Raw genomic sequence first — 25,217 nt, 5'->3', positions numbered from 1 at the left:
TCGGCGCCGACCCATCACCACGCCCAGAGGTCCGACCGGCACAAGCCGGTCGGACCTCTTACATTCCGTAACCTGGCCACTGGTATGGGCCGTATCGACCGCACCCGCGGCGGCCACGACCGACACGGCACCGCTACCCGGCCCGGCTCTGGTAATGCCAGTTCAGTCGACCGGGGTGCGACGGGTCTGGTGGGCGGAGAGATCCTTTTGACGCTGGACCAGTCGGCGTATGGCGCGGCACGATGGTGCGGTCGGTGGCCCGTGCGACCACGGAGAGAGAACTCGCTCGGCCCCCGACGGCGGACGGGGGGTCCCTCCAGCGACACACCGGCGTACGGTGCTCCCTGCGGCCGATTCCGGCAGCGGGAGGTGTCCGGTCGCGCCGGACCCGCGCCCACGCCCAGGGAGCGGGGAAGGCCGGCGTGCCGACGGTGTGCGTACCGACGGCGGCCCGGGCAGACGTTGGAGCAAGTGACAGAGGTCGATCGAACGAGGATTCCCCGGGGCGGATCGCGGCCCGAGGAGTCCACCGGATGCAGCACGCCGTGACGAGGAGAGAAGTGCCACCGCGCACGAAGTCGACGAGCCGGACGACCGCGGGGTCGCCCACGCCGGTCGCCGAGCCGGCCGACAGCCACGAGGCCTTCGGCGCCACCACGGCCCGGGACGGAACCCGCCTGGTGATCGTCGAGTCGCCGGCCAAGGCGAAGACGATCGCGGGCTACCTCGGCCCCGGCTGGCAGGTCGAATCGAGCATCGGCCATATCCGGGATCTTCCGCGTAGCGCCGCCGATGTGCCCACCGCGCACAAGGGCAAGCCCTGGGCCCGGCTCGGGGTCGATGTCGACAACGGCTTCGAGCCCCTCTATGTCGTGAGCCCGGACAAGAAGGTTCAGGTCAGCAAGCTGAAGTCGCTCGTCAAGGACGCCAGCGAGCTCTATCTCGCGACAGACGAGGACCGGGAGGGCGAGGCGATCGCCTGGCATCTCCTGCAGACGCTGAAGCCGACTGTCCCGGTCAAGCGCATGGTCTTCCACGAGATCACCCCGCAGGCGATCCAGCGCGCCGTCGACAGCCCGCGGGAGATCAACGAGAACCTGGTCAACGCCCAGGAGACCCGGCGGATCCTGGACCGGCTCTACGGCTACGAGGTCTCCCCCGTGCTGTGGAAGAAGGTCATGCCGAAGCTGTCGGCGGGCCGGGTCCAGAGCGTGGCGACCCGCGTCCTGGTCGAGCGCGAGCGGGCACGGATGCGGTTCCGCAGCGCCGAGTACTGGAACATCGAGGGCGTCTTCGCCCAGACCGTCGCCCATGACGGTGCCGCGCTGGACCCGACCCCGCTGCCGGCGGTCCTGGTCGCGCTGGACGGTCGACGTCTCGCCAGCGGCCGTGACTTCGCCCCGACCGGCGAGCTGACGTCCGACGCGGTCGCCCTGCTGGACGAGGCCGGTGCCCGGGAGCTGGCGGCGCGCCTCGCCGACGCCGCGTTCGCGGTGCGCTCGGTCGAGACGAAGCCCTACCGCCGCTCGCCCTACCCGCCGTTCATGACCTCGACGCTCCAGCAGGAGGCCGGGCGCAAGCTGCGCTTCTCCAGCCAGCGGACCATGCAGGTCGCCCAGCGCCTGTACGAGAACGGCTACATCACCTACATGCGGACGGACTCGACCAACCTGTCCGAGACCGCGCTGGCCGCCGCACGCGACCAGGCCCGCACCCTGTACGGCGCCGAGTACGTGCCGGACCGGCCCCGGATCTATGCCAAGAAGGTCAAGAACGCGCAGGAGGCCCACGAGGCGATCCGCCCGGCCGGCGACCAGTTCCGGACTCCGGGCGAGGTTCGCGCCGAGCTCGACGGCGACTCGTTCCGCCTTTACGAGCTGATCTGGCAGCGCACCGTGGCGAGCCAGATGGCCGACGCCCGCGGCACCAGCGCCACGATTCGGCTCGGCGCGCGCTCGTCCGCCGGCGAGGACGCCGAGTTCTCCGCCTCCGGCAAGGTCATCACCTTCCCGGGCTTCCTGCGCGCCTACGTCGAGGGTGCGGACGACCCGGACGCCGAGCTCGAGGACCGCGAGCGGCGGCTGCCGGACGTCCGCCAGGGCGACGCGCTGGCCACCCGCACCCTCACCCCACGGGGCCACACCACCAGCCCGCCGCCGCGTTTCACCGAGGCGAGCCTGGTCAAGACCCTCGAGGAGCTGGGGATCGGCCGCCCGTCGACCTACGCCTCGATCATCGGGACGATCCAGGACCGCGGCTACGTCTGGAAGAAGGGATCGGCGTTGGTCCCGAGCTTTGTGGCCTTCGCCGTGGTCGGACTGCTCGAAGACCACTTCGGGCGGCTCGTCGACTACCAGTTCACCGCCTCGATGGAGGATGACCTCGACGCGATCGCCGCTGGCACGGCCGCCTCCACCGACTGGCTGACGGGCTTCTACTTCGGCTCACCCGACCCGGACGGCACGGGCGCACCCGAGGGCCTCAAGCACCTCGTCGGCGAGCGGCTCGGCGAGATCGACGCCCGCGAGGTCAACTCGATTCCGCTCGGCAAGGCCGAGGACGGCGCGCCCGTCGTCGTGCGGGTGGGTCGTTACGGCCCGTATGTCCAGCACGGGGAGGCCCGCGCCAGCGTCCCGGACGAGGTGGCGCCGGACGAGCTGACCGTCGAGCGTGCGCTGGAGCTGCTGGCCGCGCCGAGCGGGGACCGGCTGCTCGGCACCGACCCGGAGACCGGTGCGTCGATCACGGCCAAGGCCGGCCGCTACGGCCCGTACGTGACCACCGACAGCGAGCCGCCGCGAACCGCCAGCCTGCTGCGCACGATGTCCCTGGAGACCGTGAGCCTCGAGGACGCACTCCGGCTGCTGACGCTGCCGCGTGTTCTCGGGGTGGGCGAGGACGGCGCCGAGGTCACCGCCCAGAACGGGCGATATGGGCCCTACGTGAAGAAGGGGACCGACAGCCGGTCGCTGGAGACCGAGGAACAGCTGTTCACGGTCACCCTGGAGGAGGCGCTCGCGCTGCTGGCCCAACCCAAGGCACGGGGGCGGCGCCAGGCCGCGCAGACCCCGCCGCTGCGCGAGCTGGGGCAAGATCCGGCCAGCGAAAAGCCGATCGTCGTCCGGGAGGGGCGTTTCGGCCCCTATGTGACCGACGGCGAGACGAATGCCAGCCTGCGCAAGGGTGACGCGGTCGAATCCATCACCACCGAACGCGCCGCCGAGCTGCTCGCCGACCGTCGCGCCCGGACTGCCACGGCCCCCCGCCGAACCACCAAGGCGCCCGCGAAGACGGCCGCCAGGTCAACGGCGAAGGCGACCGCCAGGACCCGCTCGACGGCGAAGAGCTCCGATCCGGGCGAAAAGTCCGAAACGGCGGGCACGAAGGCGACCGCGAAGACCACAGCAGCCAAGAGCCCCGCAAAGACCCGGGCGACGACAGCCAGGAAGAGTGCCGGCGGGACGTCGACGGCAGCCGCCGGATCCGGTTCGCGCAGGTCGCGGGCCACCGAAGCCGCACCGGCCGACGGCCCTGGGGCCACGCCGGTCCAGGACCTCGACGGCGGCGGTAACGGCGCCGCGGGGGCCACCGGAGCCGCTTCCAACGGCTCACGCCGGTCAGGCTGATGGACCTGCCCCTCGACGAGAGCCACGGCGAACTGGGCGGCACTCCTGTACAGGCTCCGGGCGGCGAGCCCGCTGTACGTGTGTCCCCGCTGGCCGACGCGACCGTCCCCCTGCCCGGCTTTCAGAGCACTCCGCTCGATCGCCCGCCCGCCCGTGGAGGTACCCCTCCGAACGAGGTCCCACGGCCGGAGGCGCCGAACGGGGCCGGTGCGCCCAACCAACTGGATGAGACGGACCAGACGAGCGAAGCCGCGGCATCCGGCGAGCCGCCCGCGGCCGCAGCACCAGCCGGCGGCGCGGCATCGATCGACGGCGCGGCATCGACCGACGCCGCAGCCGCGTCGAGCGCACCGAACACGCTGACGAGCGGTCCATCCGATCGGCGTCAACCACGGATGCGGGTGCGGCGCACACTCAGCCGGCATCCGGTCACGACCGTGCCATCGCCGCCAGCCCGGTCGCAGAGCCCCGACGGCTCGGACGGCGATCTACGCGCGGTCCTGCGGATCCCCGAGTTCCGCCGGATGTGGATCCAGCTCAGTCTGTCGAGCCTGGGCGACTGGCTGGGCCTGCTGGCGACCACGGCGCTCATCACCGAGCTCGCCAGCAGCTTCTCCGGCAAGGCCTACGCGATCGGCTCGCTGCTGATCGTCCGCCTGCTGCCGGCTCTCATCCTCGGGCCGCTGGCCGGCGCGATCGCCGACCGCCTCGACCGGCGGATGACCATGGTCGTCACCGACGTCATGCGATTCGGGCTCTTCGTGTCCATCCCGATCGTGCACACCCTTGAGTGGCTGCTGATCGCGTCCTTCCTCGTCGAGTGCGTGAGCCTGGTGTGGGCGCCGGCCAAGGAGGCCTCGATTCCGCGGCTGGTTCCTCGCAACCGGCTGGCGGCGGCGAACACGCTGAGCCTGATCACGACCTACGGCACCGCCCCGCTGGCGGCCGCGATCTTCACCCTGCTGGCCACGGTGTCACGTGGGCTGGGCCCGAGCATCCACTACTTCGAGGACCGCTCGCTCGATCTCGCGCTGTACTTCAACGCGGCGACCTTCCTCGGCTCCGCGATCGTCATCTGGGGCCTGCGCTCGATCGGCAAGGCGGAACGGCCTGAGCAGGGCCCGGAGCCGGGCTTCTTCGCGTCGATCACCGAGGGCTGGAAGTTCGTCGGCCAGGACCGCCTCGTCCGTGGCCTCGTTGTGGGCATCCTGGGCGGCTTCGCGGGCGCCGGGAGCGTGATCGCGCTCGGCAAGCTCTACGTCGAGATCCTCGGCGGTGGCGACTCGGCCTACGGTGTGCTTTTCGGTGCCGTCTTCATCGGGCTGGCCGGCGGTATGGCCGCCGGTCCACGGCTGCTCGGGGACTACAGCCGGACTCGCCTGTTCGGTGTCTGTGTCACCGGCGCCGGCATCACCCTGGTCATCGTCGCGATCATTCCGAACCTGGTCATCGCCTGCATCCTGGTGGTGCTCGTCGGCGCGTTCGCCGGTGTCGCCTGGGTGACCGGGTACACGCTGCTGCAGGCCGAGGTCGCCGACGAGCTGCGTGGCCGCACGTTCGCGCTGGTGCAGTCCCTGGTGCGGGTCGACCTGCTGCTCGTACTCGCCGCCGCCCCCGCGCTCGTCGGGCTGATCGGCTTCCACGAGGTCCACCTGTGGGGGGACATCAACGTCCGCGCCGACGGTGTCACCGCGGTGCTGCTGGGCGGCGGCCTGCTCGCCGTGGCTGTCGGGCTCTTCTCCTACCGGCAGATGGACGACCACGCCGGCGAGGCGGTGCTTCCGGAGCTGTGGAACGCGGTACGGGGCCGCCGGCCGCGCAGCCGCCGCCGGCTGCGACACGCCGGGCTGTTCATCACCATCGAGGGGGACACCGCGGCCGGCGCCGAAGGCCAGCTGGACCTGCTCCAGGAGTGGCTCGCCGCGAGCGGCCGCGAGGTCGTGGTCGTTCGTGAGAAGACCGGCACGCCGATCAGCGCCAGCGTGCGCGAGCTCCTCGACGCCCCGTCCACACGACCACATTTCCGGACGGTGGCCCTGCTGGACGCGGCTGATCGGGCCGAGCAGGTCGCGCGGATCATCGAGCCCGCGCTGGCGCGGGGGGCCATCGTGCTGGCCGACCGGTACGCGGCGTCATCGAAGGCCTTCCAGGGCGCCGACCCGCGCCTGGACCAGGACGAGCTGGCCGCGCTGGCCCAGTGGGCGACCCACTCGCTGCTCCCCGATGTGACGATCCTGCTGGATCTGCCGACGGAGCGGAAAGCGCCCCGCCCGTCCACCCGGCCCCGGCGTGTCAGCCGGAGCGACACCGCCGCCACCGACGACACCTCCGACACCAGCGGCACCACCGACACCAGCGGCACCACCGACACCACCGTGCCCGCGGACAGCGGCACCGCCGACGACGCCACCGCCACCGCCACCGCTGCGGACAGCGGCACCGCCGGCGACAGCGCGGCCTACCATCAGCGTGTCCGCGAGCAGTTCCGTCGGATCGCCGCCGAGGACCCTGCCAGACACGTGACCGTCGACGCGACGCTTCCCGCGCCCGAACTGCACAGAAGGATCCGTTCCGTGATCACCGAACGGATCCGCCGGACCGCCGACGCGGGTTAGGCCGAGCGTGGCCGACAATGGCAGCGTGACGGTCTGGGATGCGCTCGTCGGGCAGGATGCCGTGGTCTCGACGCTGACCGCGGCGGCGGAGGCGGCGGCGCTGGTGGCCACCGCCGGCCCACTGGCGGCCGCCCGCGCGGGCATGACCCATTCCTGGCTGTTCACCGGGCCCGCAGGCTCCGGTCTCGCGGAGGCCGCGCGGGCCTTCGCCGCCGGGCTGCTCTGCGAGAGCACCCCGCCCGGCTGTGGGCAGTGCCCCGCCTGCCACACCGTCCTGTCCGACACCGCCGCCGACCTGCGTACGGTCCGGCCGGAGGGGCTGTCGATCGGCGTACGTGACGTCCGGGCCCTGATCAGGGACGCCGCGAGCGCCCCCAGTGCGGGCAGCTGGCGCATCCTGCTGATCGACGACGCCGACCGGTTCACCGATTCGGCGGCCAACGCGCTGCTCAAGGCACTGGAGGAGCCGGCCGAGCGGGCCGTGTTCCTGCTGTGCGCGCCGTCGGTCGACGATGTGCTGCCCACCATCCGCTCCCGCTGTCGGTCGGTCGCCCTGCGCCTGCCCACGGTGGAGGACGTCGTAGCCGTCCTCGTCCGGGAGGGTGCCGACGAGGAGCTGGCCCGGGTCGCGGCACAGGCTTCGCAGGGGCACGTCGGGCAGGCCCGGCGGCTGGCCGCGGACCCCCAGGCCAGGGCCCGCCGGGAGGCCGTGCTGCGCCTGCCGTCCCGGCTGCGGCGCACCGGCGACTGCCTGGCCGCCGCCGCCGATCTGGTGGAAGCGGCGACCGCCGACGCCCAGGCGGCGGGTGCTGATCGGGACGAGGCCGAGACCGAGGCGCTCAAGACAGCCCTCGGGGTCGGCGCCACCTCGGCCGGCACCCGGTCCGCCTCCGCCCGGGGCGGCGGTCGGGCCGGTGGCGGCGCGGGCGCCAAGCCGCGGTCGATCCAGGTCAGGGGCGCCGCAGGCGCGCTCAAGGAGCTGGAGCGGGCGCAGAAGAGCCGTGGGCGGCGAACGGTGCTCGACTCCCTCGACCGGGCCCTCGTCGATCTCGCCGGCCTGTACCGGGACGTCCTGGTCAGCCAGCTACGCGCCGAGGTCGCCCTGGTACATCCAGACCACGCGGAAGCAACGGCGCAGCTGGCTTCCGCCGCCACGCCCGAGCAGACGCTGCGGCGGTGGGAGGCTGTCCTGGCGACCCGGCAGGCGCTCGCGGACAATCCGGGGCTCGTACCACAGCTCGCCACCGAGTCTCTCGCGCTCGCGTTGCGCGACGCATGAGAGCCTTCAGTGGCAAGGGTCGCCGCCGGCCTCCGGCGCCGACCCACTGATCGGGCAAGAGACCAGGTGGGAAGTCACGGTTCGCCCGTGACGAGGGGATGATCATGCGGGTTGCGGCTGTCGGGGATCTCCACGTCGTTCCCGGGTCCGCGCATCGGCTCCGTCCCCTCTACCAGCGGGCCGCCATGGTCGCGGATCTTCTCCTGCTGGCCGGCGATCTCACCAACGCCGGCGATCTGGAATCCGCGGCGGAGCTGTGCTCCGTCGTGACCGGTCTCGATCTTCCGGTCGTGGCGGTGCTCGGCAACCACGATCACGACGCCGGCGCGGGCGGCCAGGTCGCCGCGATGCTCGGTGACGCCGGCGCGATCGTGCTCGAAGGCACCGCCGCGACCATCGAGACGTCCAGTGGCGCGGTCGGCGTCGCGGGCGTGACGGGGTTCTCCGACGGCCAGGATGCCGGGAGGGCCGCCAGCGACGGAACGGCCGCCCACCGCCTGCGCGACGCGCTGGCGTCCCTGGACACCGACGTCCGCATCGCCCTGACCCATTACGCGCCGGTCATGGAGACGCTCACCGGCGAGGCCCCGGAGATCCATCGGTTTCTCGGCAGTCCCCTGCTCGGTGCCGCGATCGACGGCTCCCGGGCGGGCACGGCGCCGCCGGCTCCGGTCGCGGCGCCCGCCGTCGACACCGCCGCTGATCCCGGCCCGCTCGACGCGGGTGACCTGATCGGCATGGCCGCGTTGGAGCCCACGACCACGCTGGCCGTCCACGGCCATGCGCACCACGGCCAGGAGATGGGCTGGACGCCGGGCGGGACACCGGTCCGCAACGTCGCCCGGCCGGTGATCGTCGCACCGTTCGCCGTCTACCGGCTGCCTGACGGCGCCCGGATCGGCTAGCCGGGACAACGCGGTCGCCGACGTCCGGGCGTGTCCTGACCGGGCGGGACGGAGATGGGCGAACAGGGAGCCAAGCGGCCGGCCGCGTCGTAGTCTTCGGGTGTCCCGGACCCGCGAGTGTGGAAGGCGGCGGCCGTCGCATGCCGATGATGTGCGCGGTGTCCTTTTCCAGGCGGGGTCGTCTGTACTACGCCGACCCCGGTCCGCACAACCCCCGGGTGGGCGACCGGGTGCTGGTGCCCACCGACGACGGGCCCGAGGTCGCGACCTGCGTCTGGGCACCGCAGTGGGTCAGTGAGGACGTCGGCGGCCTCCCCGTGCTGGTCGGTCTCGCCGGCGACGAGGATCTCCGCCGCAACGACGCGTCCCGGCGGCGCCGGGCACAGGCCAGGGTCGCCGCCCGCCGGCTGGTCCGGGAGCACGGGCTGCCGATGAAGGTGATCGGCGTGGACGTCGTTCTCGAGACGAACGCGATCACCATCTTCTTCACCGCGGAGAACAGGGTCGATTTCCGTTCGCTGGTCCGTGACCTCAACCGGACCCTGGCCGCCCGGGTGCAGCTACGCCAGCTCTCGGCCCGCGACAGCGCCAAGCTGCAGGGCGGGATCGGTTCCTGCGGCCGGGATCTGTGCTGCTCGACCTTTCTCACCGACTTCGAGCCGGTGAGCGTGCGCATGGCCAAGGATCAGAATCTCTCGCTGAACCCGATGCGGATCAGCGGCGCCTGTGGCCGGCTCATGTGCTGCCTGCGCTACGAGCATCCGCTCTACGAGGAGTTCACCGCGGCGGTTCCCGCCGTCGGGGCGGCGGTGTCGATCCCCGCCGGTGACGGCCGTGTGGTCGGCCATGACGTGCCTCGCCAGCAGCTCACGGTCGCGCTCGACGACGGGAGCCGGCACAGCTGCTCCCGCGCGGATGTCTGCGGCTCGAGAAAGGCCTACGAGGCGGCCCACGGCTCACCGAACGCAGGCAGCCAGGTGGCCTCAGGCAACCCGGCAGAGCCGGACGACCAGGCACGGCCAGACAACCAGGCACGGCCAGACGACGAGATGGACCTGGGCGGCCAGGATCCGTCCGCTCGACGCCGGCGGTCGCGACGACGTCCGGAACAGTAGGCGCCGCGCACGGGCGGGCGTGCGGACCGGCGAGCAACCCACCAAGGTTCGGGGGCGATTGTGGGACGGCTGGTGTGGCTGGTACGCCACGGGGAGAGCACAGCGAACGCGGGGCAGCCCGGCACGGACCCGGACGGCATCGGTCTCACCGATCTCGGGCTACGGCAGGCTGACTTCGTCGCGGACGCGGTTCCGCGAGATCCGTCCCTGATTGTGGTCTCAGGATTTCTGCGGGCCCAGCTGACCGCCGAGCCGACCACCCGCAGGTTCCCCACCACCCCCCAGGAGATCTGGGAGGTCCACGAGTTCACCTATCTGGGCAGCCTGTACGGCAAGCCGATGAGCGACCGTGACCGGGCACCGTACGCGAGCTCCTACTGGCTCGCGGCGAACCCGTACCACGTCGACCGGCCGGAGGTGGGCAGCGAGTCGTTCGCCGGCCTGCTGGACCGGGCTGACCGGCTCCTCGCTCGGCTACGACTGGCGCCACCCGGCCTCGTCGTGGTCTTCAGCCACGGGATGTTCATCCGGGCGGTGGACTGGTGCCTGCGAAGCCGCGCCGGCCGGGTACAGCGGTTGGACATGGGCGGCTACCGGGAGCACCAGCAGGGCAACCCCGTCCCGAACGGCTCGGTCATCGAGCTTCATGAGGACGACAGGGAGCTACGCCAGCCGATCGATCTCACACCTCACGGGTCGAAGCGGTAGCCCATCCCACGCAGGGTCGTGACGAGGCGGCGTTGCGGGGGCCTGCCCTCCACCTTGGTACGCACCCGGCGGACATGCTCGGTCACCGTGGCCGGGTCCTGGAAGCGGGTGCCCCACACCTGCTCCAGCAGCTCCTCACGGCTGAAGACCCGCCGAGGATGGCGGGCGAGGAACGCGAGCAGTTCGTACTCACGAGCGGTCAGATCCACCCGCTCGCCGGCCACGGCCACCTCCCGCGCACGCAGGTCGATGGAGACGTCACCGTAGATCAGGGGCTCGTTGCCGTCGCCGGTGCGCTGCGGCGGCGCCTCCACCGGCCGGCGCCGCAGCCGGGCCCGGACCCGGGCCACCAGCTCACGCAGCGAGTAGGGCTTGACCACGTAGTCGTCGGCACCCAGCTCGAGGCCCACGACGCGGTCAACCTCCTCCGCACGCCCCGTCAGCATGATCACCGGAACCTCACTGGTCTGGCGCAGCCGGCTCAGAACGGCGAACCCGTCCATCCGCGGCATGGCCACGTCAAGCACAACGAGGTCTACCTCTGTGGTCTGGAACAACCGCAGCGCGGCCTCGCCGTCCGCGGCCTCCAGCACCCGGTACCCGAATCGCTCAAGGCTGCGTGCCAGTGCGATTCGCGATGCCTCGTCGTCTTCGGCAACAAGCAGCGACGCTCCGCGCGTCGTGCCTGGCGCACCTTCCCCGGCCCCGGTCATGGTGCGAAACCCTACGCAACCTCTCCGGAGCCACTGCGACCGGGGGTGCCTTTTCGGCACCACGAGCCCCACACGCCGGAGTACCCGCATTCAGTTTCGTAACGGAAAGACGCACCCAGCATGCGATCGGTACACATTGCGCTGATTCAACCCTCGAAAAGCGACCCAACGTCCACGCGATGTGGCATGACGCACAGAACATCCGATCGGTGACGTTCGGGGACCACTGTGGGCCTCGCGCCTCCGTCACGCGCCCGGCACTCCCGTCCGGCGATCCCCCTGGCGCCCGCCCGGGAGGATCGCGCACGTTCGGCCCATCCGCACACCCACCCCGCGGGCCCCGGACCGGAGCAGCCATCCCACCGATCATGCCGCGCATCGTGCTGTACCAGGTGCCACCCGATCGCCGACCACGGGCGCCGATCGCTCACCTGCCTCCGTCTGGCATACTCGTCCCGGGCAGGGCGGTGTCGGAGTTTGCAGCCTCACATGCACCTGCCAGACGCCGGAGTAGCTCAGTGGCAGAGCAATCGCCTCGTAAGCGATAGGTCGCGGGTTCAATCCCCGCCTCCGGCTCAAACACAGTCCCAGCAGGGAAAACCCCTGCCAACAGCGAAAAGGGCGGCCGGGGGATCCTTCCCCACCAGCCGCCCGCGGCAACGCGCCAGCTCGGTCAGCGCATCGCCGTCTCCATCGCGTCAGCCGCCCCGGCGTCAGGCCGTGTGGGCGTGCGCCGTCGTGTCGTCGGCGCCGTGCCCGGCCTCCTCGGAGTCCTTGAGCCGGGTGATCGAGTCGAGGATCTCCTTCTCGGCGTCCCGCCGGTCGACCCAGGATGCGCCTTCGACGGACTTGCCGGGCTCCAGGTCCTTGTAGACCTCGAAGAAGTGCTGGATCTCCAGCCGGTCGAACTCCGGAAGGTGACGGATGTCACGCAGGTGCTCCTGGCGGACGTCCGCCACCGGAACACACAGCACCTTGTCGTCCGGGCCCTTCTCGTCCGTCATGCGGAACATTCCGATCGTCCGGCACCGCACCAGGCAGCCCGGGAAGGTCGGCTCCTCCAGCAGGACGAGCGCGTCGAGCGGATCGCCGTCCCGGCCGAGGGTGCCCTCGATGAAGCCGTAGTCGGACGGGTAGTGAGTGGACGTGAACAACATCCGGTCGAGCCGGATGCGCCCGGTGTGGTGATCCATCTCGTACTTGTTGCGCTGCCCCTTGGGGATCTCGATGGTCACATCGAACTCAAGGTCCACGCCGTTCCCTGTCTCCTTCGGTACGTCCGGCACCGAAGGCCGGAACTGGTTTGGTGACGCCTTCACGTCGGTGGTGCCCCCGCCGAACCACGCCCACGCGACCCGGCCGACGGCCGGGCCCGGGCGCGGTGTGCCCGCATGCCTGCGCCCAGGGGCGCCTGAAGGCGGTGCGGACCCACTGTGCCCTGCGTGCGGTGACGGAACTCGACGGGGTCCCGGTCCGACATCCGACTCGCCGTGCACGTGCGTCGCGACCGGAAACCCACGCGGGTCGTGTACATCGTGCCCGTTCCACCTCGGTGCGGGCGCCAAGGTGTGGTCTTCTCCGTATCCGAACCGCACCGCTCCCGGATGACGCCTCCTCGGTACGGGCGCCGCGCCGGCTCACGTGTCAGAGATGTTCCCGCCCGACTGAAGGCCACGCAGCCGTGGCCGGTGACCTGGGCACCCCCGCTGTTCGAGCGCCCGGATGTTCGAGAGCCCCGATGTTCGGGGCCCCAAACGAGGGCGTCCACCACAAGCGACATCAAGATCTCAAAAATACCAGGCCGACACGTGGACGGCACGACACTGTCCAGCCACAGCCAGCCTGCGTAGTCTTCCGCTGGTGACAACAGTGCCGCTGGCCGCTCGCACCGGTGGCCTCACGGCCCTGGCCGGCGCGCTGCTGGCCGGATCTCTGTCGCCCACGCCCGGGCCCACGGCAACCCCGGGCAGCCCGGCGTCGCCCAGCCCAGGCACCCGGGTCGAGGCGTCTGCCCTCCCCGGGCTCGACCCCGACGCGCCGCAGGCCGATTCGGCAGCGGTCACCGCACGGCTGACCGGGCCACTCGCCGACCCGGTGCTCGGCAACCCGGCGGCCCTGGTCGTCGACGCGCTGACCGGTCAGGTGCTGTTCGCCCAGCGCTCCACCGAGCCCACCGCCCCCGCCTCGACGATCAAGATCGCCACCGCGACCGCGGCGCTCACCACCCTCGCCCCCGACAAACGCCTGGTCACCCGAGCGGTCTACCTGCCGCCGGCTGGTGGCTCCGCCGCCTCGCAGGGGGGAACGCTGTGGCTGGTCGGCGGTGGTGATCCCACCCTGACCGCGAGCACGGAGCCCGTCGGCTACCCACCTGCGGCCCGTCTGAGCGATCTGGCCAAGCAGGTCCACGACGCCGGGATCACCTCCGTCGCCGCGGTGATCGGCGACGGGACCGCCTACGAGGGCCCCGCCCAGGCCGCCGGCTGGCGCGACGGATACGTCACCGACGGCAACGTCACACCGGTGTCGGCGCTGGAGGTGGATGCCGGGCGGCGGGCACCCGGTGCGGCCGGGGCACGCACGGCCACCCCGGACGCGGCCGCGGCCGGGGCCTTCGCCTCGGCACTGCGCACGGCGGGTGTCTCGGTCGGCACCGTGGCGACCGGCCGCGCGGATGCCGGCGCGCAGGAGATCGCCTCCGTCCAGAGCCCGACGATCCCGGTGCTGGTCGAGCGCATGCTCACCGACTCCGACAACGACCTGGCGGAGAGCCTGGGCCGTCAGGTCGCGATCGCCCGCGGGCTGCCGGCGACGTTCGCCGGCGCCTCCGCCGGTGTGCTCGCGGCGCTGCGCGACGCGGGGATCCCCACCGACGGAGCGTCGCTGCAGGACACCAGCGGGCTTTCCATCGAGGACCGAATCGCACCGGCGACCCTGGTCGCGGCCCTGCGGACGGCGGTCATGCCCGGGCATCCGGCGTTGCGGACCGTGCTGTCCGGGCTGCCGGTGGCGGGCTTCACCGGCACTCTCGGCGACCGCTACAGCGCCGGGGACACCTCCGCGGCAGCGGGTGTCGTCCGCGCGAAGACGGGAAGCCTGCGCATCGTGACAAGTCTTGCCGGCATGGTCACCGACGCCGACGGTCGGCTGCTGCTGTTCGGGCTGTTCGCACCGGTCGAGGAGCAGGGCCTCACCAAGATGGCGCTGGATCGGGTGGCCACCGCTCTCGCCTCGTGCGGGTGCTCGGCGACGACATCCACCAACGTGCCGAGTACCGGCGGCGAGGGTGCCGCGGGAGCCTCGGGCGCTCAGACACCGGCCCAGCCGTCTGCCTCGGCCGGTCGCTGATCCGGCCCCGGCCGGTCGCTGATCCGGCCCCGGCCGGGCGGCTACCTTCCGCAAGCGGGTCGTCCGATCGGGCAGGCCAACCCGCGGGAGGCCCGGTACGCTCGTATTCGTGGACGCTGAGCTGGTCGACTGGGGCCTCGCTGTAGCAACTGCCAAGAAACTCGTCCGCCCTGGCCCGCAGCGCACCCGAGCGCAGGCGGATGAAATCGTCTCCGAGCTTCGCAGGCTCGCCGTGGTTGCCGAGGGCCACGTACAGGACTACACGCAGCTGGTTCCCGCCGGTCCCGCGACGCCGATCGCGGTCGTCGACCGACCCGAATGGGTGCGTTCCAACGTCGCGGGCCTGCGGGTCGCCACCGCGCCGCTGATGGAGAAGCTGTCCGACCAGAACCGCAGCCGCCTCTCCGCGAACGTGGGGCGCCGCGTCACCGGGATCCAGATCGGCTCCGCCCTGGCCTACCTCGCCGGCAAGGTTCTCGGCCAGTTCGAGATCTTCCTGCCGCCGGAGGAGTACGAGGAGGGCGGGCCCGGCGCGGGTCTGCCGTCGCTCGCCAAGCCCGCGGCCGCGGCGGTGGCGGCGCTCCCGGTGGGTCGGCTGAGCCTGGTGGCGCCCAACATCGCCCACGCCGAGGAGGCGCTCAACGTCGTCCCGCGTGACTTCCGGCTCTGGGTGTGCCTGCACGAGCAGACCCACCGCAGCCAGTTCACCGCGGTTCCCTGGCTTCGCGAGCACCTCGAGTCCGAGATCACGTCGTTCATCGCCGCCACCGATCTCGACCCGGAGGTCCTTGCCGACCGGGTGCGCGCGGCCGTGACGGCGCTGCGCAGCGCCGTCCGCGATCACGGCCCGGACGCGCCGAGTGTGGTGGAGGCGTTGCAGACACCGGCACAGCGCGCCGTCCTGGACCGGCTCCAGGCGCTGATGACCCTGCTGGAGGGCCACGCCGACCAGGTCATGGACGCGGTCGGCCCGCTGGTCGTGCCGACGGTGGCCGACATCCGGGCCAAGTTCGACAACCGTCGCTCCGGCGGCTCGCCCATCGACCGGTTCCTGCGGCGTCTGCTCGGGCTCGACCTGAAGATGCAGCAGTACCGCCAGGGTGGCGCCTTCGTCCGGGCCGTGGTGGCCGACGCCGGTGTCGAGGGCTTCAACCACGTCTGGCAGTCGCCGCAGACACTGCCAACCAGGTCGGAGCTTGCCGACCCCGGGGCGTGGATGCTGCGCGTGCTCGGCACCCGGCCGTCGATGTCGGCCTGACGGCCTGAGGGCCCGGGTCAACGTGTCGGCCAGGTCTTCGTGACGGCAGCTCGGCCGGCGGCGCCCCAGACCCCGCGGGGCATGCCCGCACCGGCCGTCGCGGCGGTGCGCCTCGGTGTCCGCGACGCGGTGGCCGACCTTCCACCGGGCGCCCTGGTGCTGGTCGCCTGCTCGGGCGGCGCCGACTCGCTGGCGCTCGCGGCCGCGGTGGCCTTCGTCGCTCCCCGGCGTGCGCTGCGGGCCGGTCTGCTGACGGTGGATCACGCCTGGGATGACAACTCACGCACGCGGGCCGAGGAGGTCGCGGCTCAGGGCCGGGCGCTGGGGCTGTCCCCGGTGGAGATCCTCGCGGCCCCGTCCCCCCGCTCCGAGGGCGCCGCCCGGGACGAGCGTAGGAAAGCCCTGCTCGCGGCAGCTCGACGTCTCGACGCACACGCCGTACTGCTAGGCCACACCCTCGACGATCAGGCCGAGACCGTGCTGCTACGCCTGGCCCGGGGCTCCGGCGCCCGCTCGTTGAGCGGCATGCCGGCTCTTGACGGGCTGATCCGCCGGCCGTTACTCGGACTGCGTAGGGACCAGACCCGCCAGGCCTGCCAGTTCCTGAGCCTGCCGTACTGGGAGGACCCGACGAATGCCGATCCCGCGTTCGCCCGGGCCCGGACGAGGTCGCGGGTGCTGCCGGTGCTGGAGGCCGAGCTCGGGCCGGGAATCGCGCAGGCCCTCGCCCGCACCGCCGACCTGCTGCGCGCGGACGCCGAGGCGCTGGACGAACTGGCCGACGCGACCTACTCCGACCTCACCGCCGCTCCCGGTCCTGAGCTGGGACAGGGCCAGGAGCCGGAGCGGGACGCGGCCGGGTCCGCGCCGGGGCCGGCCGCGCGGGTGGAGCTCGAGGTCGAAGCGCTCGCAGGCCTGTCCCAGGCCGTGCGCAGCCGCGTGCTGCGGCGCGCGGCGCTGACGGCGGGTTCCTCGGCCTCGGCGCTGCGGGCCGGGCATGTCTGGGCGATCGAGGAGCTGGTGACCCGCTGGCGCGGGCAGAGGCCCGTGCCGCTCCCGTCGGGCGTGCTGGCACGCCGGACGGGTGGCAGGATCGCCATTGTCGGTCCAGATACCCCGATCGTCGCCGAAGCTGCAGAGTCCGGCGAGCGAGGGCCGGCCCACCCAGCGCACAACCAGGAGGACAGGCCGGTGAGCCAGGCCGCTACGGCGAAGCCCGACAACGACCGCACTTCGAATCCGACCGATGAGTCCGCTCGAGCCCGGATTCATCCGGATATCGACGACATCCTCGTCAGCCAGGAGGAGATCGCGGCCAAGATCGCAGAGTTGGCCGCGCGCGTCGACGCGGACTACGCCGGCCGCGAAATCCTGCTGGTCGGGGTGCTCAAGGGCGCGGTCATGGTGATGGCGGACCTGTCCCGGGCGCTGTCCGTCCCGATCACCATGGACTTCATGGCCGTCTCGTCCTACGGGTCGACGACGTCGTCGTCCGGGGTCGTCCGCATCCTCAAGGACCTCGACCGGTCGATCGAGGGCCGTGACGTCCTCGTCGTCGAGGACATCATCGACTCCGGCCTGACGCTGTCCTGGCTGCTGAAGAACCTGCGGTCACGCGGGCCGGCGTCGCTTGAGGTGCTGGCACTGTTCCGCAAGCCCGAGGCCATCACGGTGGACGTCGACCTGCGGTATGTGGGCTTCGACATCCCGAGCGCGTTCGTCGTCGGTTACGGCCTCGACTACGCCGAGCACTACCGGACTCTGCCGTTCGTGGGAACGCTGACACCCGAGGCGATCGCCCGCCGCGCCTGAGGCTCACCACGCAGGCTCACGGCTCCTCCGGGACGAGGGCGCGCCCAGTTCCGACCCCGCTGCGTGGAACAGGGCGGGCCCGCGGTCCGTTGCTCGGATGTACGCGCGGTGAGATGCGCGTGCCGGCGGTACCCTCGGCACAAGGGAATCCCGATCGAGGGCAGCACACAGGGCAGGAGGGTGGAACGCTTGTGTCCGGCGTTCCAAACAGATGACTCCAAGAAGAATCTTCCGCGGCTGGGTACCCCTGCTACTCCTGGCCCTCTTCGTGATCATTCTCACGACAGGCGTGCTGTCCGGGCCGAGTGAGTACCAGAAGACGGAGCTCAGCGCCGTCCAGCAGAAGATCGACCAGAGTGCCAGCGCCGCGCCCGAGAACCGTGTGGTCGACGCGACGATCCAGGACTCGAAGCAGATCATCCGGATCAAGCTCGAGAACGGCAAGAAGTACGAGGCGTCCTTCGCGACCGAGCAGGCCATCGCCCTGGCCAACGAGCTCAAGGCGCAGAACGTCAAGTACAACGTCACCGTCGACCGCGGGAACGTGCTCGTCTCGTTGCTGCTGAACCTGCTGCCCGTCGTGCTGATCGTCGCGCTGCTGCTGTTCTTCATGAACCAGATGCAGGGCGGCGGCAACCGCGTCATGAACTTCGGGAAGTCCAAGGCAAAACTGGTCAGTAAGGACACGCCAAAGACCACGTTTGCCGACGTCGCGGGCTCCGACGAGGCGATCGAGGAACTCCAGGAGATCAAGGAGTTCCTCGAGAATCCGGGCAAGTTCCAGGCCATCGGCGCCAAGATCCCCAAGGGTGTCCTGCTCTACGGGCCTCCGGGAACCGGTAAGACCCTGCTCGCCCGGGCGGTCGCCGGTGAGGCCGGCGTCCCCTTCTACTCGATCTCCGGCTCGGACTTCGTCGAGATGTTCGTCGGTGTCGGCGCGAGCCGGGTGCGTGACCTGTTCGAGCAGGCCAAGACGAACGCCCCCGCGATCATCTTCGTCGACGAGATCGACGCTGTCGGCCGGCACCGCGGCGCCGGCCTGGGCGGCGGCCACGACGAGCGCGAGCAGACGCTGAACCAGCTCCTCGTCGAGATGGACGGTTTCGACGTGAAGGGCGGCGTCATCCTGATCGCCGCCACCAACCGGCCCGACATCCTCGACCCCGCGCTGCTGCGCCCCGGCCGCTTCGACCGCCAGATCGTCGTCGACCGGCCCGACCTGCTCGGGCGCGAGGCGATCCTCAAGGTCCACGCCAAGGGCAAGCCGATCGGTCCCGACGTCGACCTGCTGACCATCGCCCGTCGCACGCCCGGCTTCACCGGTGCCGACCTGGCGAACGTGCTGAACGAGGCCGCCCTGCTGGCGGCCAGGTCGGACGTCCGATTCATCTCGTCGGCTCTGCTGGAGGAGTCGATCGACCGGGTGATGGCCGGGCCGGAGCGCAAGACCCGGGCGATGAACGAGAAGGAGAAGAAGCGCATCGCCTACCACGAGGGCGGTCACGCGCTCGTGGCGCACGCGCTTCCCAACGCCGACCCGGTCCACAAGATCACAATCCTGCCTCGTGGGCGCGCCCTCGGCTACACCATGCAGCTGCCGCTGGAGGACAAGTACCTGTCGACCAGGTCGGAGATGCTCGACCGGCTGGCCGTACTGCTCGGTGGCCGCACCGCGGAGGAGCTCGTCTTCCACGAGCCCACCACCGGTGCCAGCGATGACATCGAGAAGGCGACCCAGATCTCCCGCGCGATGATCACCCAGTACGGCATGAGCGACAAGCTCGGCGCGATCAAGTTCGGCAGCGAGTCCGGTGAGGTCTTCCTCGGCCGTGACATGGGCCACCAGCGGGACTACTCCGAAGAGGTCGCCAGCGAGATCGACGACGAGGTCCGCCGGCTGATCGAGGCCGCGCACGACGAGGCGTGGGAGATCCTGGTGACCTACCGGGACGTCCTCGACAACCTGGTGCTGCGCCTGATGGATTCGGAGACCCTGAGCAAGGACGACGTCCTGGAGGTCTTCGCCACGGTGCAGAAGCGCCCGAGCCGCGGCTCGTACACCGGCGTCGGGCGGCGCATCCCGTCGGACCGGCCGCCGGTCCAGACCCCGGCCGAGCTGGGCCTGGTCCCGACCAACGTCTCCGACATGGTGAAGGGCGGTCCGGCCGGCCACGCCGCGAACGGCGGCACGCGCCACCCCGGCGCCACCAACGGCGGTGCGCCGAACGGCAACGGGTCCGGCGGGCATGCGCGTCCCGCGGGGCCGGCCGACCCGACGTCCGCCCAGAACACGCCAGCCCCGGGCGGCGACCCCACGCAGACCGGGCACAGCGCGCCCGGCCCCGGCGGCCCTGCTCGGGCACCCGGGGCGGCCGGAGACCCGGCGCCGGAGACACCCCGGATCTCGAACCCGTGGGCGCCACCCACCTGGGACAACGATGACGACAGGAGACGCCGTTGACCGCCGATTCCGAGCAGGCGAGGACCGTTTCGCAGCAGGCGAGTGACCCGGCTTCGGGCCTCGTCGGCGTCGATCAGCGTACGGCCCTCTCCGAAGGAACCGACGCCAACAACGGCGGTGGCAACGGGTCATCGGCGAGTTCTGCGAGCACGGAACGCAAGCGGCCCAAGCGGCCCGACATGGTCCGGCCGTTCGACCACGACCGGGTCGCGCGGGCCGTCCGCGAGCTGTTGATCGGCATCGGTGAGGACCCGGACCGCGAAGGCCTGCGCAAGACACCCGACCGGGTCGCCCGCGCGTACCAGGAGGCGGTCGAAGGGCTCGGCCGGGACCCCGCGGAGGTCCTCACCACGGTGTTCGACGAAGGTCACGACGAGATGGTCCTCGTCCGCGACATCGACTTCTCGTCGCTGTGCGAGCACCATCTGGTGGTTTTCGCGGGCAAGGCGCACGTCGCCTACATTCCGAACGAGAAGGGCCAGATCACCGGCCTGTCGAAGCTCGCCCGCCTGGTGGACCTCTATGCCCGGCGGCCGCAGGTGCAGGAGCGCCTCACCTCACAGGTCGCCGACGCCCTCGTCGACGTCCTGGACCCACGTGGTGTCATGGTCGTCGTCGAGGCCGAGCACCTGTGCATGTCCATGCGGGGCGTTCGCAAGCCGGGAGCGACCACCGTGACGTCGGCGGTGCGCGGCCAGTTCCTGAGCCCGGCCACCCGCAGCGAGGGCATGTCGCTGATCATGCGGGGCCGCTGACCACCCGCGGGGCCGCGTGACCAGCGGTTACTCGGCCTCGCGGCCTCGCGGTTACTCCTCCAGCGACTGGATCTCCAACGTGGCCTGGCGAAGCTGGGACGACAGGCTCCGCGCGATCGAACGGACCAGCGCGTTGTACACGTCCGGCTGGTCTCGCAGCAGCGTCGCGAAGGCCTCGACGGACAGCACCTCGCAGGTCGCGGGCTGGGCCACCACCGTGCGGGTGGACCGCCGGCCGCCTTCGACGAGCGCGATCTCACCGAAGGCACTCCCGGCCGGAATCGCGCTGAGACGGAACCACCTGGTCCTGTCGGAGTTCGGGGCCAGCGCGTTCACCACCCCACGCGTCACGAAGAAGAGCGCGTCCGCCGGCTCACCGACATCGAAGATCGTGTCGCCGACATCGTAGGAACGACGCTCACACGCGTCGGCGACGGCGCGGGCGGCCTGCTCACCGAGGTCGGCGAGATCAGCGAGCAGTTCCTGTGCTCCGAGGTCGACATGCGCGGTCGGCGGAGGGGTGGGCAGGTCCTCGGCCGCGAGCAGGGCCTCCTCCGCGTGTTCAAGAGCGGTTTCCAGGTCGGGCAGCCGCGTCGTGTTGGCCGTACCGCGCATCAGCCGGGCGACGCCCGGTATCGCCCGTGGATCTGCGAAAAGCACCGTCGTTCCCTGTGCTGCGAGGTCATCGACCATGACCCGGATCAGCTCGACCGCGGGCTCCCGGACCGCGGCGACCCGCCGCAGGTCAAGCACCACCCAGCGGACACCGTCCAGGTTCGCCCGGACAGTTCGGACGACCCGCTCCGCGCTGGCGAACACCAGGTCGCCCTGCAGTTCGTGAATGACGATGGCGGAACCGGATCGGGCGAGCGCGGCACGTTCCCGCGCACCGCGCAGCCGCTTCGAGCTCAGCGCGTCGCCACGGTGTGTCCCGCGCACCGGATGCGGCGGCTCGCCCTGCGGCGCCAGCAGATGCAGGGCGAAGCGGGACGCCAGCATCTCGCACGCCCGGACCCCCCGGACGCTGTTTCCCACCTCGTCGAGCGGCGGGCTGAAGACACCGATGCCGAGCTGCCCGGGCAGCACCGCGCAGACCCCACCCGCCACGCCGCTCTTTGCCGGCAGGCCCACCCGGAACAACCAGGTTCCGGCCCGGTCGTACATGCCGCAGGTCACCATGACGGTCAGCACGTGGTTGACGTGCTCCTCGTCGAGCACCCGCTCGCCGGTGCGTGGGTTGACCCCGCCGTGGGCCAGCGTGCCCGCCATCACCGCCAGGTCAGCCGCCGTCACCTCGACCGAGCACTGCCGGAAGTAGACGTCGCAGATCTCGTCCACGGAGCCGCGCAGCGCGCCGGCGCCACGCATCAGGAAGCCGATCGCGCGGTTGCGATCACCGGTGCCGCGCTCCGAGGTGAAAACCCGTTCGTTCACCGTCAGCCGCCGCCCCGCAAAGGATGACAGACCATCCAGAATGCGGGTGAAACGCTCCTCGGTGTCACTGCCGAGAACCAGGCTCGACGTGAGGATCGCTCCGGCGTTGACCATCGGATTCAGCGGCCGGCCACTCCCCGGCTCAAGCGTGATCGCGTTGAAGGCATCGCCGGTGGGCTCCACACCGACCCGCGCCAGAACGTCGTCGGTGCCCCGGTCACGCAGTGCAAGCGCGTACACGAACGGCTTGGAGACCGACTGGATCGTGAACGGAACCTGACTGTCCCCGACCTGGTAGTGAAGCCCATCCATCGTGGTGACCGCGAGGCCGAAGAGGTCCGGGTCCGCCGTGGCGAGCTCCGGGATGTAGCTGGCCACCGAACCCGACGTGTGGCTCTGAAAGGCACCGTGGATGTCCGCGAGCACCTTCTCCATGGGCCCCGTGCCCATGTCCCCCGTGCCCCGGACTCCCGCCGCGCTGGGGCTCGCAGCCGGCGAGCCTACGTCGGAGGCAAATCCAGAAGCACCCGTTGCCAGCCCGACGTTCCCGATCCCGCGCATGCTCCGATCAAAGCATGAACGCTGGTTCCGCCGGTCGGCGAAAGCAGACCGCCGGCCGGCGAAAGCAGACCGGCGGACGCAGCCAGCAGACCGCCGGGCGCGTGCCCAGCGGGACGCCACCAGGCCTTTCGCCGCGCTAAAGGCGACAGGCCTGGATCCCGGAGACCAGAATCCCCCGAGCGCCAAGATCCCACAGGTCATCCATGGTGCGGTTGACCTCGGCCTTCAGCACCATCGCGCGGACGGCGACCCAGCCCTCGCGCTGCAGGGGCGAGATCGTCGGCGACTCGTACCCCGGCGTGATCTCGCAGGCCTTCTCCAGCACGGAGGCAGGCACGTCGTAGTCCATCATCACGTAACGCCGAGCGACGAGGACTCCCTGGACCCGGCGCAGCAGCCGCTCATGGGCGGCCGACAGCTCCGCCCCCCGCTTGGCAATCATGATTGCCTCGGAGTGGAGCACCGACTCGCCCACAAGCTCCAGGCCCGCGGCCCGCAACGTCCGCCCGGTCTCGACGACATCCGCCACCGCGTCCGCCACGCCGAGCCGCACCGCGGTCTCCACCGCGCCGTCGAGCTTGACGATCTGCGCGGAGAGACCGCGCCCGGCGAGATCGGTCCGCACCAGGCCCGGGAAGGAGGTGGCGATGCGCAGCCCGTTGAGCTCCCGGACGTCGCTCAGCGCCCCGGCGGGCGCGGCGTAGTGAAATGTCGACTGGCCGAACCCCAGCGGGACGAGCTCCTGCGCGGCGGTGTTGCTGTCGACGAGAAGGTCTCGACCGGTGATGCCCAGATCGAGCCGACCTGTACCCACATACACGGCTATGTCACGCGGGCGAAGGAAGAAGAACTCGATGTCGTTCTCAAGATCTGCAATCACGAGCTCGGCGGACTCGCGCCGCGCACGGTAACCCGCGTCGCACAGCAACTGACTGGACGGAGCCGCGAGCCCGCCCTTGTTCGGAACCGCGATACGCAGCATCATCACCACTCGCCGACGGCGCACACGGCACACACGGCCGCGGAGAAAACGGACGTACTCACAGGCGCGAGTATACGTCGTCCAGGGAAAGGCCCAGGGAAATCATCATCAGCTGACTCCAGTAGAGCAGCTGCGAGAGTTCCTCGGCCGCTCGCTCGCGGCTCTCGTGCTCAGCCGCCATCCAGGCCTCGGCGGCCTCCTCCACAAGCTTCTTACCCAAGTGGTGCAGGCCTTGGTCCAGCGCGGCGACGGTGCCCGAGCCCGGCGACCGGTCGCGCCATTTTCCCGCGAGCTCCGCAAAGAGTTCGTCAAATGTTTTTCTTTCCCGGCTGCCACTTCCTGCGCCAAGCGAGGATTCGGTGGCGGACGGCGGCGATGTGACCGATGCAGCCGGCCCGCCGAACTCGACGCCCTCAGCCGCGGCCACGCCTCGGGAACCAGCCCCGTCGCCGCTGCCGGAATGCCCCACTCCGCCAGCACCGCCGGTCGCGGACGGACGGGCCGCGTCGGGCGCGTCGGAAAGGACCATGCCCGCATGCTACCCGCAGCCGCCGGGCCGGACGCCGACCATGATCACCGATTCGGTCCACGCGACCAGGCCGGGAACGCCGATCAGCACCCGGGGCACCCGGCCTCGACTCAGGCCGCGGGCACATCTGAGGCCACAGCGGATCAGCTCGATGAGCCACCCGAGTCGACATCACCGGTGGGTCGACGCACTCCGGGCGATGCTCTGGTAGTGACTGGTAGCGACTGGTAACGACCCGAAGCCGACACCACCGAGCCCGCTCAGACGATGGTGCGGCATCGCTGCGAATGGTTGACTCATTACTTGTGTCCCGTCCCGCTCTTGTCGCCACCGACCTGGACGGAACCCTGATCCGTACCGACGGCACCGTCTCCGACCGGACCAGGGACGCGCTGCGCCAGGTCGAGGGTGCTGGCGCGACCGTCGTGTTCGTCACCGGTCGCCCCACCCGGGTGATGGCCGACATCGTCCGCCAGACCGCGGTCTCCGGCCTCGCCATCTGCGCCAACGGCGCGCTCGTCTACGATCTTGACGCTCGCGTCGCGGTACGCGAGACAGTCCTGGAGCGGTCGGCGGCGGTGCGGCTCGCGCAGGCGATCCGGGAGGTGGTGCCCGGTGTGGCCTTCGCGGTGGAGAGCGGGTTGCGGTTCGGGCGCGAACCCGAGTTCCTCACCATGTGGCCGGACCCGGACGAGGTCGTCGGCAGTTTCCAGGAGCTCCTCGACCTCCTGCCAACCGCGAAGCTCCTCGTCCGCCGGGGCGGAACAGTGATGACCGACGTGTACCAGACGGTCGTCAGCATCGCCGGATCCGACGCGGCCGTGACCATGTCGAGCGCCGATCTGATCGAGATCTCCGGGCCGGGTGTCTCGAAGGCGGTCGCTCTGGCCGAGCTTGCGGCAGGCTGCGGGATCGGGCCCACCGATGTCGTGGCCTTCGGGGACATGCCGAATGACCTGCCGATGTTCGCCTGGGCCGGGCATTCGGTGGCGGTGGCGAACGCGCATCCGGAGGTCCTCGCGGCCGCCGACGAGATCACGGCCTCCAACGACGACGACGGTGTCGCCCAGGTGCTGGAGCGCCTCTACCGCTGACGTTGCGTGATGCTCCCGTCGG

The 25,217-nt window shown here is 71.1% G+C and carries 17 protein-coding genes and 1 tRNA gene; 13 read left to right on the top strand and 5 right to left on the bottom strand.

From position 1 onward, the window contains the following. The first annotated feature begins 533 nt into the window (after positions 1-533). The 6 genes from topA to AWX74_RS24450 all read left to right on the top strand — a co-directional run bounded on the left by topA (position 534) and on the right by AWX74_RS24450 (position 10,248). The gene (topA, locus tag AWX74_RS24475; RefSeq protein WP_226931176.1) at positions 534-3,626 is read left to right on the top strand and encodes a type I DNA topoisomerase; all 3,093 of its coding nucleotides are present in this window, start codon (positions 534-536) and stop codon (positions 3,624-3,626) included. Next, a complete protein-coding gene (gene tmk / locus AWX74_RS24470; RefSeq protein WP_091281478.1) occupies positions 3,626-6,241 on the top strand; it encodes a dTMP kinase in 2,616 nt (871 codons plus the stop codon). The genes topA and tmk overlap by 1 nt, the downstream gene beginning before the upstream one ends. A gap of 7 nt (positions 6,242-6,248) precedes the next feature. Beyond that, on the top strand, positions 6,249-7,520 hold the full coding sequence (locus AWX74_RS24465) for a DNA polymerase III subunit delta' (RefSeq protein WP_091281477.1): 1,272 nt from the start codon (positions 6,249-6,251) through the stop codon (positions 7,518-7,520). Positions 7,521-7,624: 104 nt separating this feature from the next. After that, positions 7,625-8,425 carry a metallophosphoesterase family protein gene (locus tag AWX74_RS24460; RefSeq protein ID WP_091281658.1) on the top strand — a complete coding sequence of 267 codons (801 nt, stop codon included), beginning with the start codon at positions 7,625-7,627 and terminating at the stop codon, positions 8,423-8,425. Positions 8,426-8,565: 140 nt separating this feature from the next. After that, a complete protein-coding gene (locus AWX74_RS24455; protein WP_091281476.1) occupies positions 8,566-9,540 on the top strand; it encodes a PSP1 domain-containing protein in 975 nt (324 codons plus the stop codon). Positions 9,541-9,600: 60 nt separating this feature from the next. Continuing rightward, complete coding sequence (locus AWX74_RS24450; RefSeq protein WP_242666390.1) at positions 9,601-10,248, top strand: histidine phosphatase family protein; 648 nt, start codon at positions 9,601-9,603, stop codon at positions 10,246-10,248. Here AWX74_RS24450 and AWX74_RS24445 read toward each other — a convergent pair. After that, positions 10,230-10,961, bottom strand: coding sequence for a response regulator transcription factor (locus AWX74_RS24445; protein ID WP_006542997.1), 732 nt, complete (start codon positions 10,959-10,961; stop codon positions 10,230-10,232). The genes AWX74_RS24450 and AWX74_RS24445 overlap by 19 nt on opposite strands. Positions 10,962-11,465: 504 nt before the next feature. On the opposite strand from AWX74_RS24445, the gene AWX74_RS24440 reads away from it, so the two are divergent. Then, positions 11,466-11,537: transfer RNA gene (locus tag AWX74_RS24440), tRNA-Thr, on the top strand. Between the two features lie 137 nt (positions 11,538-11,674). Here AWX74_RS24440 and AWX74_RS24435 read toward each other — a convergent pair. Next, positions 11,675-12,214 carry an inorganic diphosphatase gene (locus AWX74_RS24435; RefSeq protein WP_006542998.1) on the bottom strand — a complete coding sequence of 180 codons (540 nt, stop codon included), beginning with the start codon at positions 12,212-12,214 and terminating at the stop codon, positions 11,675-11,677. A 616-nt stretch (positions 12,215-12,830) separates the two neighbouring features. On the opposite strand from AWX74_RS24435, the gene dacB reads away from it, so the two are divergent. From dacB to folE, 5 genes are all read left to right on the top strand, one after another. Continuing rightward, positions 12,831-14,309, top strand: coding sequence for a D-alanyl-D-alanine carboxypeptidase/D-alanyl-D-alanine endopeptidase (gene dacB / locus AWX74_RS24430; protein ID WP_091281461.1), 1,479 nt, complete (start codon positions 12,831-12,833; stop codon positions 14,307-14,309). Between the two features lie 109 nt (positions 14,310-14,418). Next, a complete protein-coding gene (locus AWX74_RS24425) occupies positions 14,419-15,567 on the top strand; it encodes a zinc-dependent metalloprotease (RefSeq protein WP_091281458.1) in 1,149 nt (382 codons plus the stop codon). Between the two features lie 81 nt (positions 15,568-15,648). Further along, complete coding sequence (gene hpt, locus AWX74_RS24420; protein ID WP_091281655.1) at positions 15,649-17,379, top strand: hypoxanthine phosphoribosyltransferase; 1,731 nt, start codon at positions 15,649-15,651, stop codon at positions 17,377-17,379. Between the two features lie 211 nt (positions 17,380-17,590). Next, positions 17,591-19,840: an ATP-dependent zinc metalloprotease FtsH gene (gene ftsH, locus AWX74_RS24415; protein ID WP_091281456.1), complete on the top strand. Its 2,250-nt coding sequence runs from the start codon at positions 17,591-17,593 to the stop codon at positions 19,838-19,840. Beyond that, positions 19,837-20,595, top strand: a complete 759-nt coding sequence (gene folE, locus AWX74_RS24410; RefSeq protein ID WP_054569009.1) for a GTP cyclohydrolase I FolE — start codon at positions 19,837-19,839, stop codon at positions 20,593-20,595. Before ftsH ends, folE begins: the two co-directional genes overlap by 4 nt. 51 nt (positions 20,596-20,646) lie before the next feature. On the opposite strand, the gene glsA is transcribed toward folE, so the two are convergent. The 3 genes from glsA to AWX74_RS24395 all read right to left on the bottom strand — a co-directional run bounded on the left by glsA (position 20,647) and on the right by AWX74_RS24395 (position 23,999). Further along, positions 20,647-22,479 carry a glutaminase A gene (gene glsA, locus AWX74_RS24405; RefSeq protein WP_165615769.1) on the bottom strand — a complete coding sequence of 611 codons (1,833 nt, stop codon included), beginning with the start codon at positions 22,477-22,479 and terminating at the stop codon, positions 20,647-20,649. Between the two features lie 247 nt (positions 22,480-22,726). Next, complete coding sequence (gene hisG / locus AWX74_RS24400; protein WP_207550410.1) at positions 22,727-23,572, bottom strand: ATP phosphoribosyltransferase; 846 nt, start codon at positions 23,570-23,572, stop codon at positions 22,727-22,729. 58 nt (positions 23,573-23,630) lie between these two features. Continuing rightward, a complete protein-coding gene (locus tag AWX74_RS24395; protein WP_242666389.1) occupies positions 23,631-23,999 on the bottom strand; it encodes a phosphoribosyl-ATP diphosphatase in 369 nt (122 codons plus the stop codon). A 389-nt stretch (positions 24,000-24,388) separates the two neighbouring features. On the opposite strand from AWX74_RS24395, the gene AWX74_RS24390 reads away from it, so the two are divergent. Continuing rightward, entirely contained in the window at positions 24,389-25,195 is an 807-nt protein-coding gene (locus AWX74_RS24390; RefSeq protein WP_054569006.1) for an HAD family hydrolase, read from the top strand. Positions 25,196-25,217 lie beyond the last annotated feature (22 nt).

It is taken from the genome of Parafrankia irregularis (genome assembly GCF_001536285.1).
Taxonomy (GTDB): Bacteria; Actinomycetota; Actinomycetes; order Frankiales; family Frankiaceae; genus Parafrankia; species Parafrankia irregularis.
Note: the sequence above shows the minus strand (reverse complement) of the source record. Positions and strands in the feature narration are given on the sequence as shown.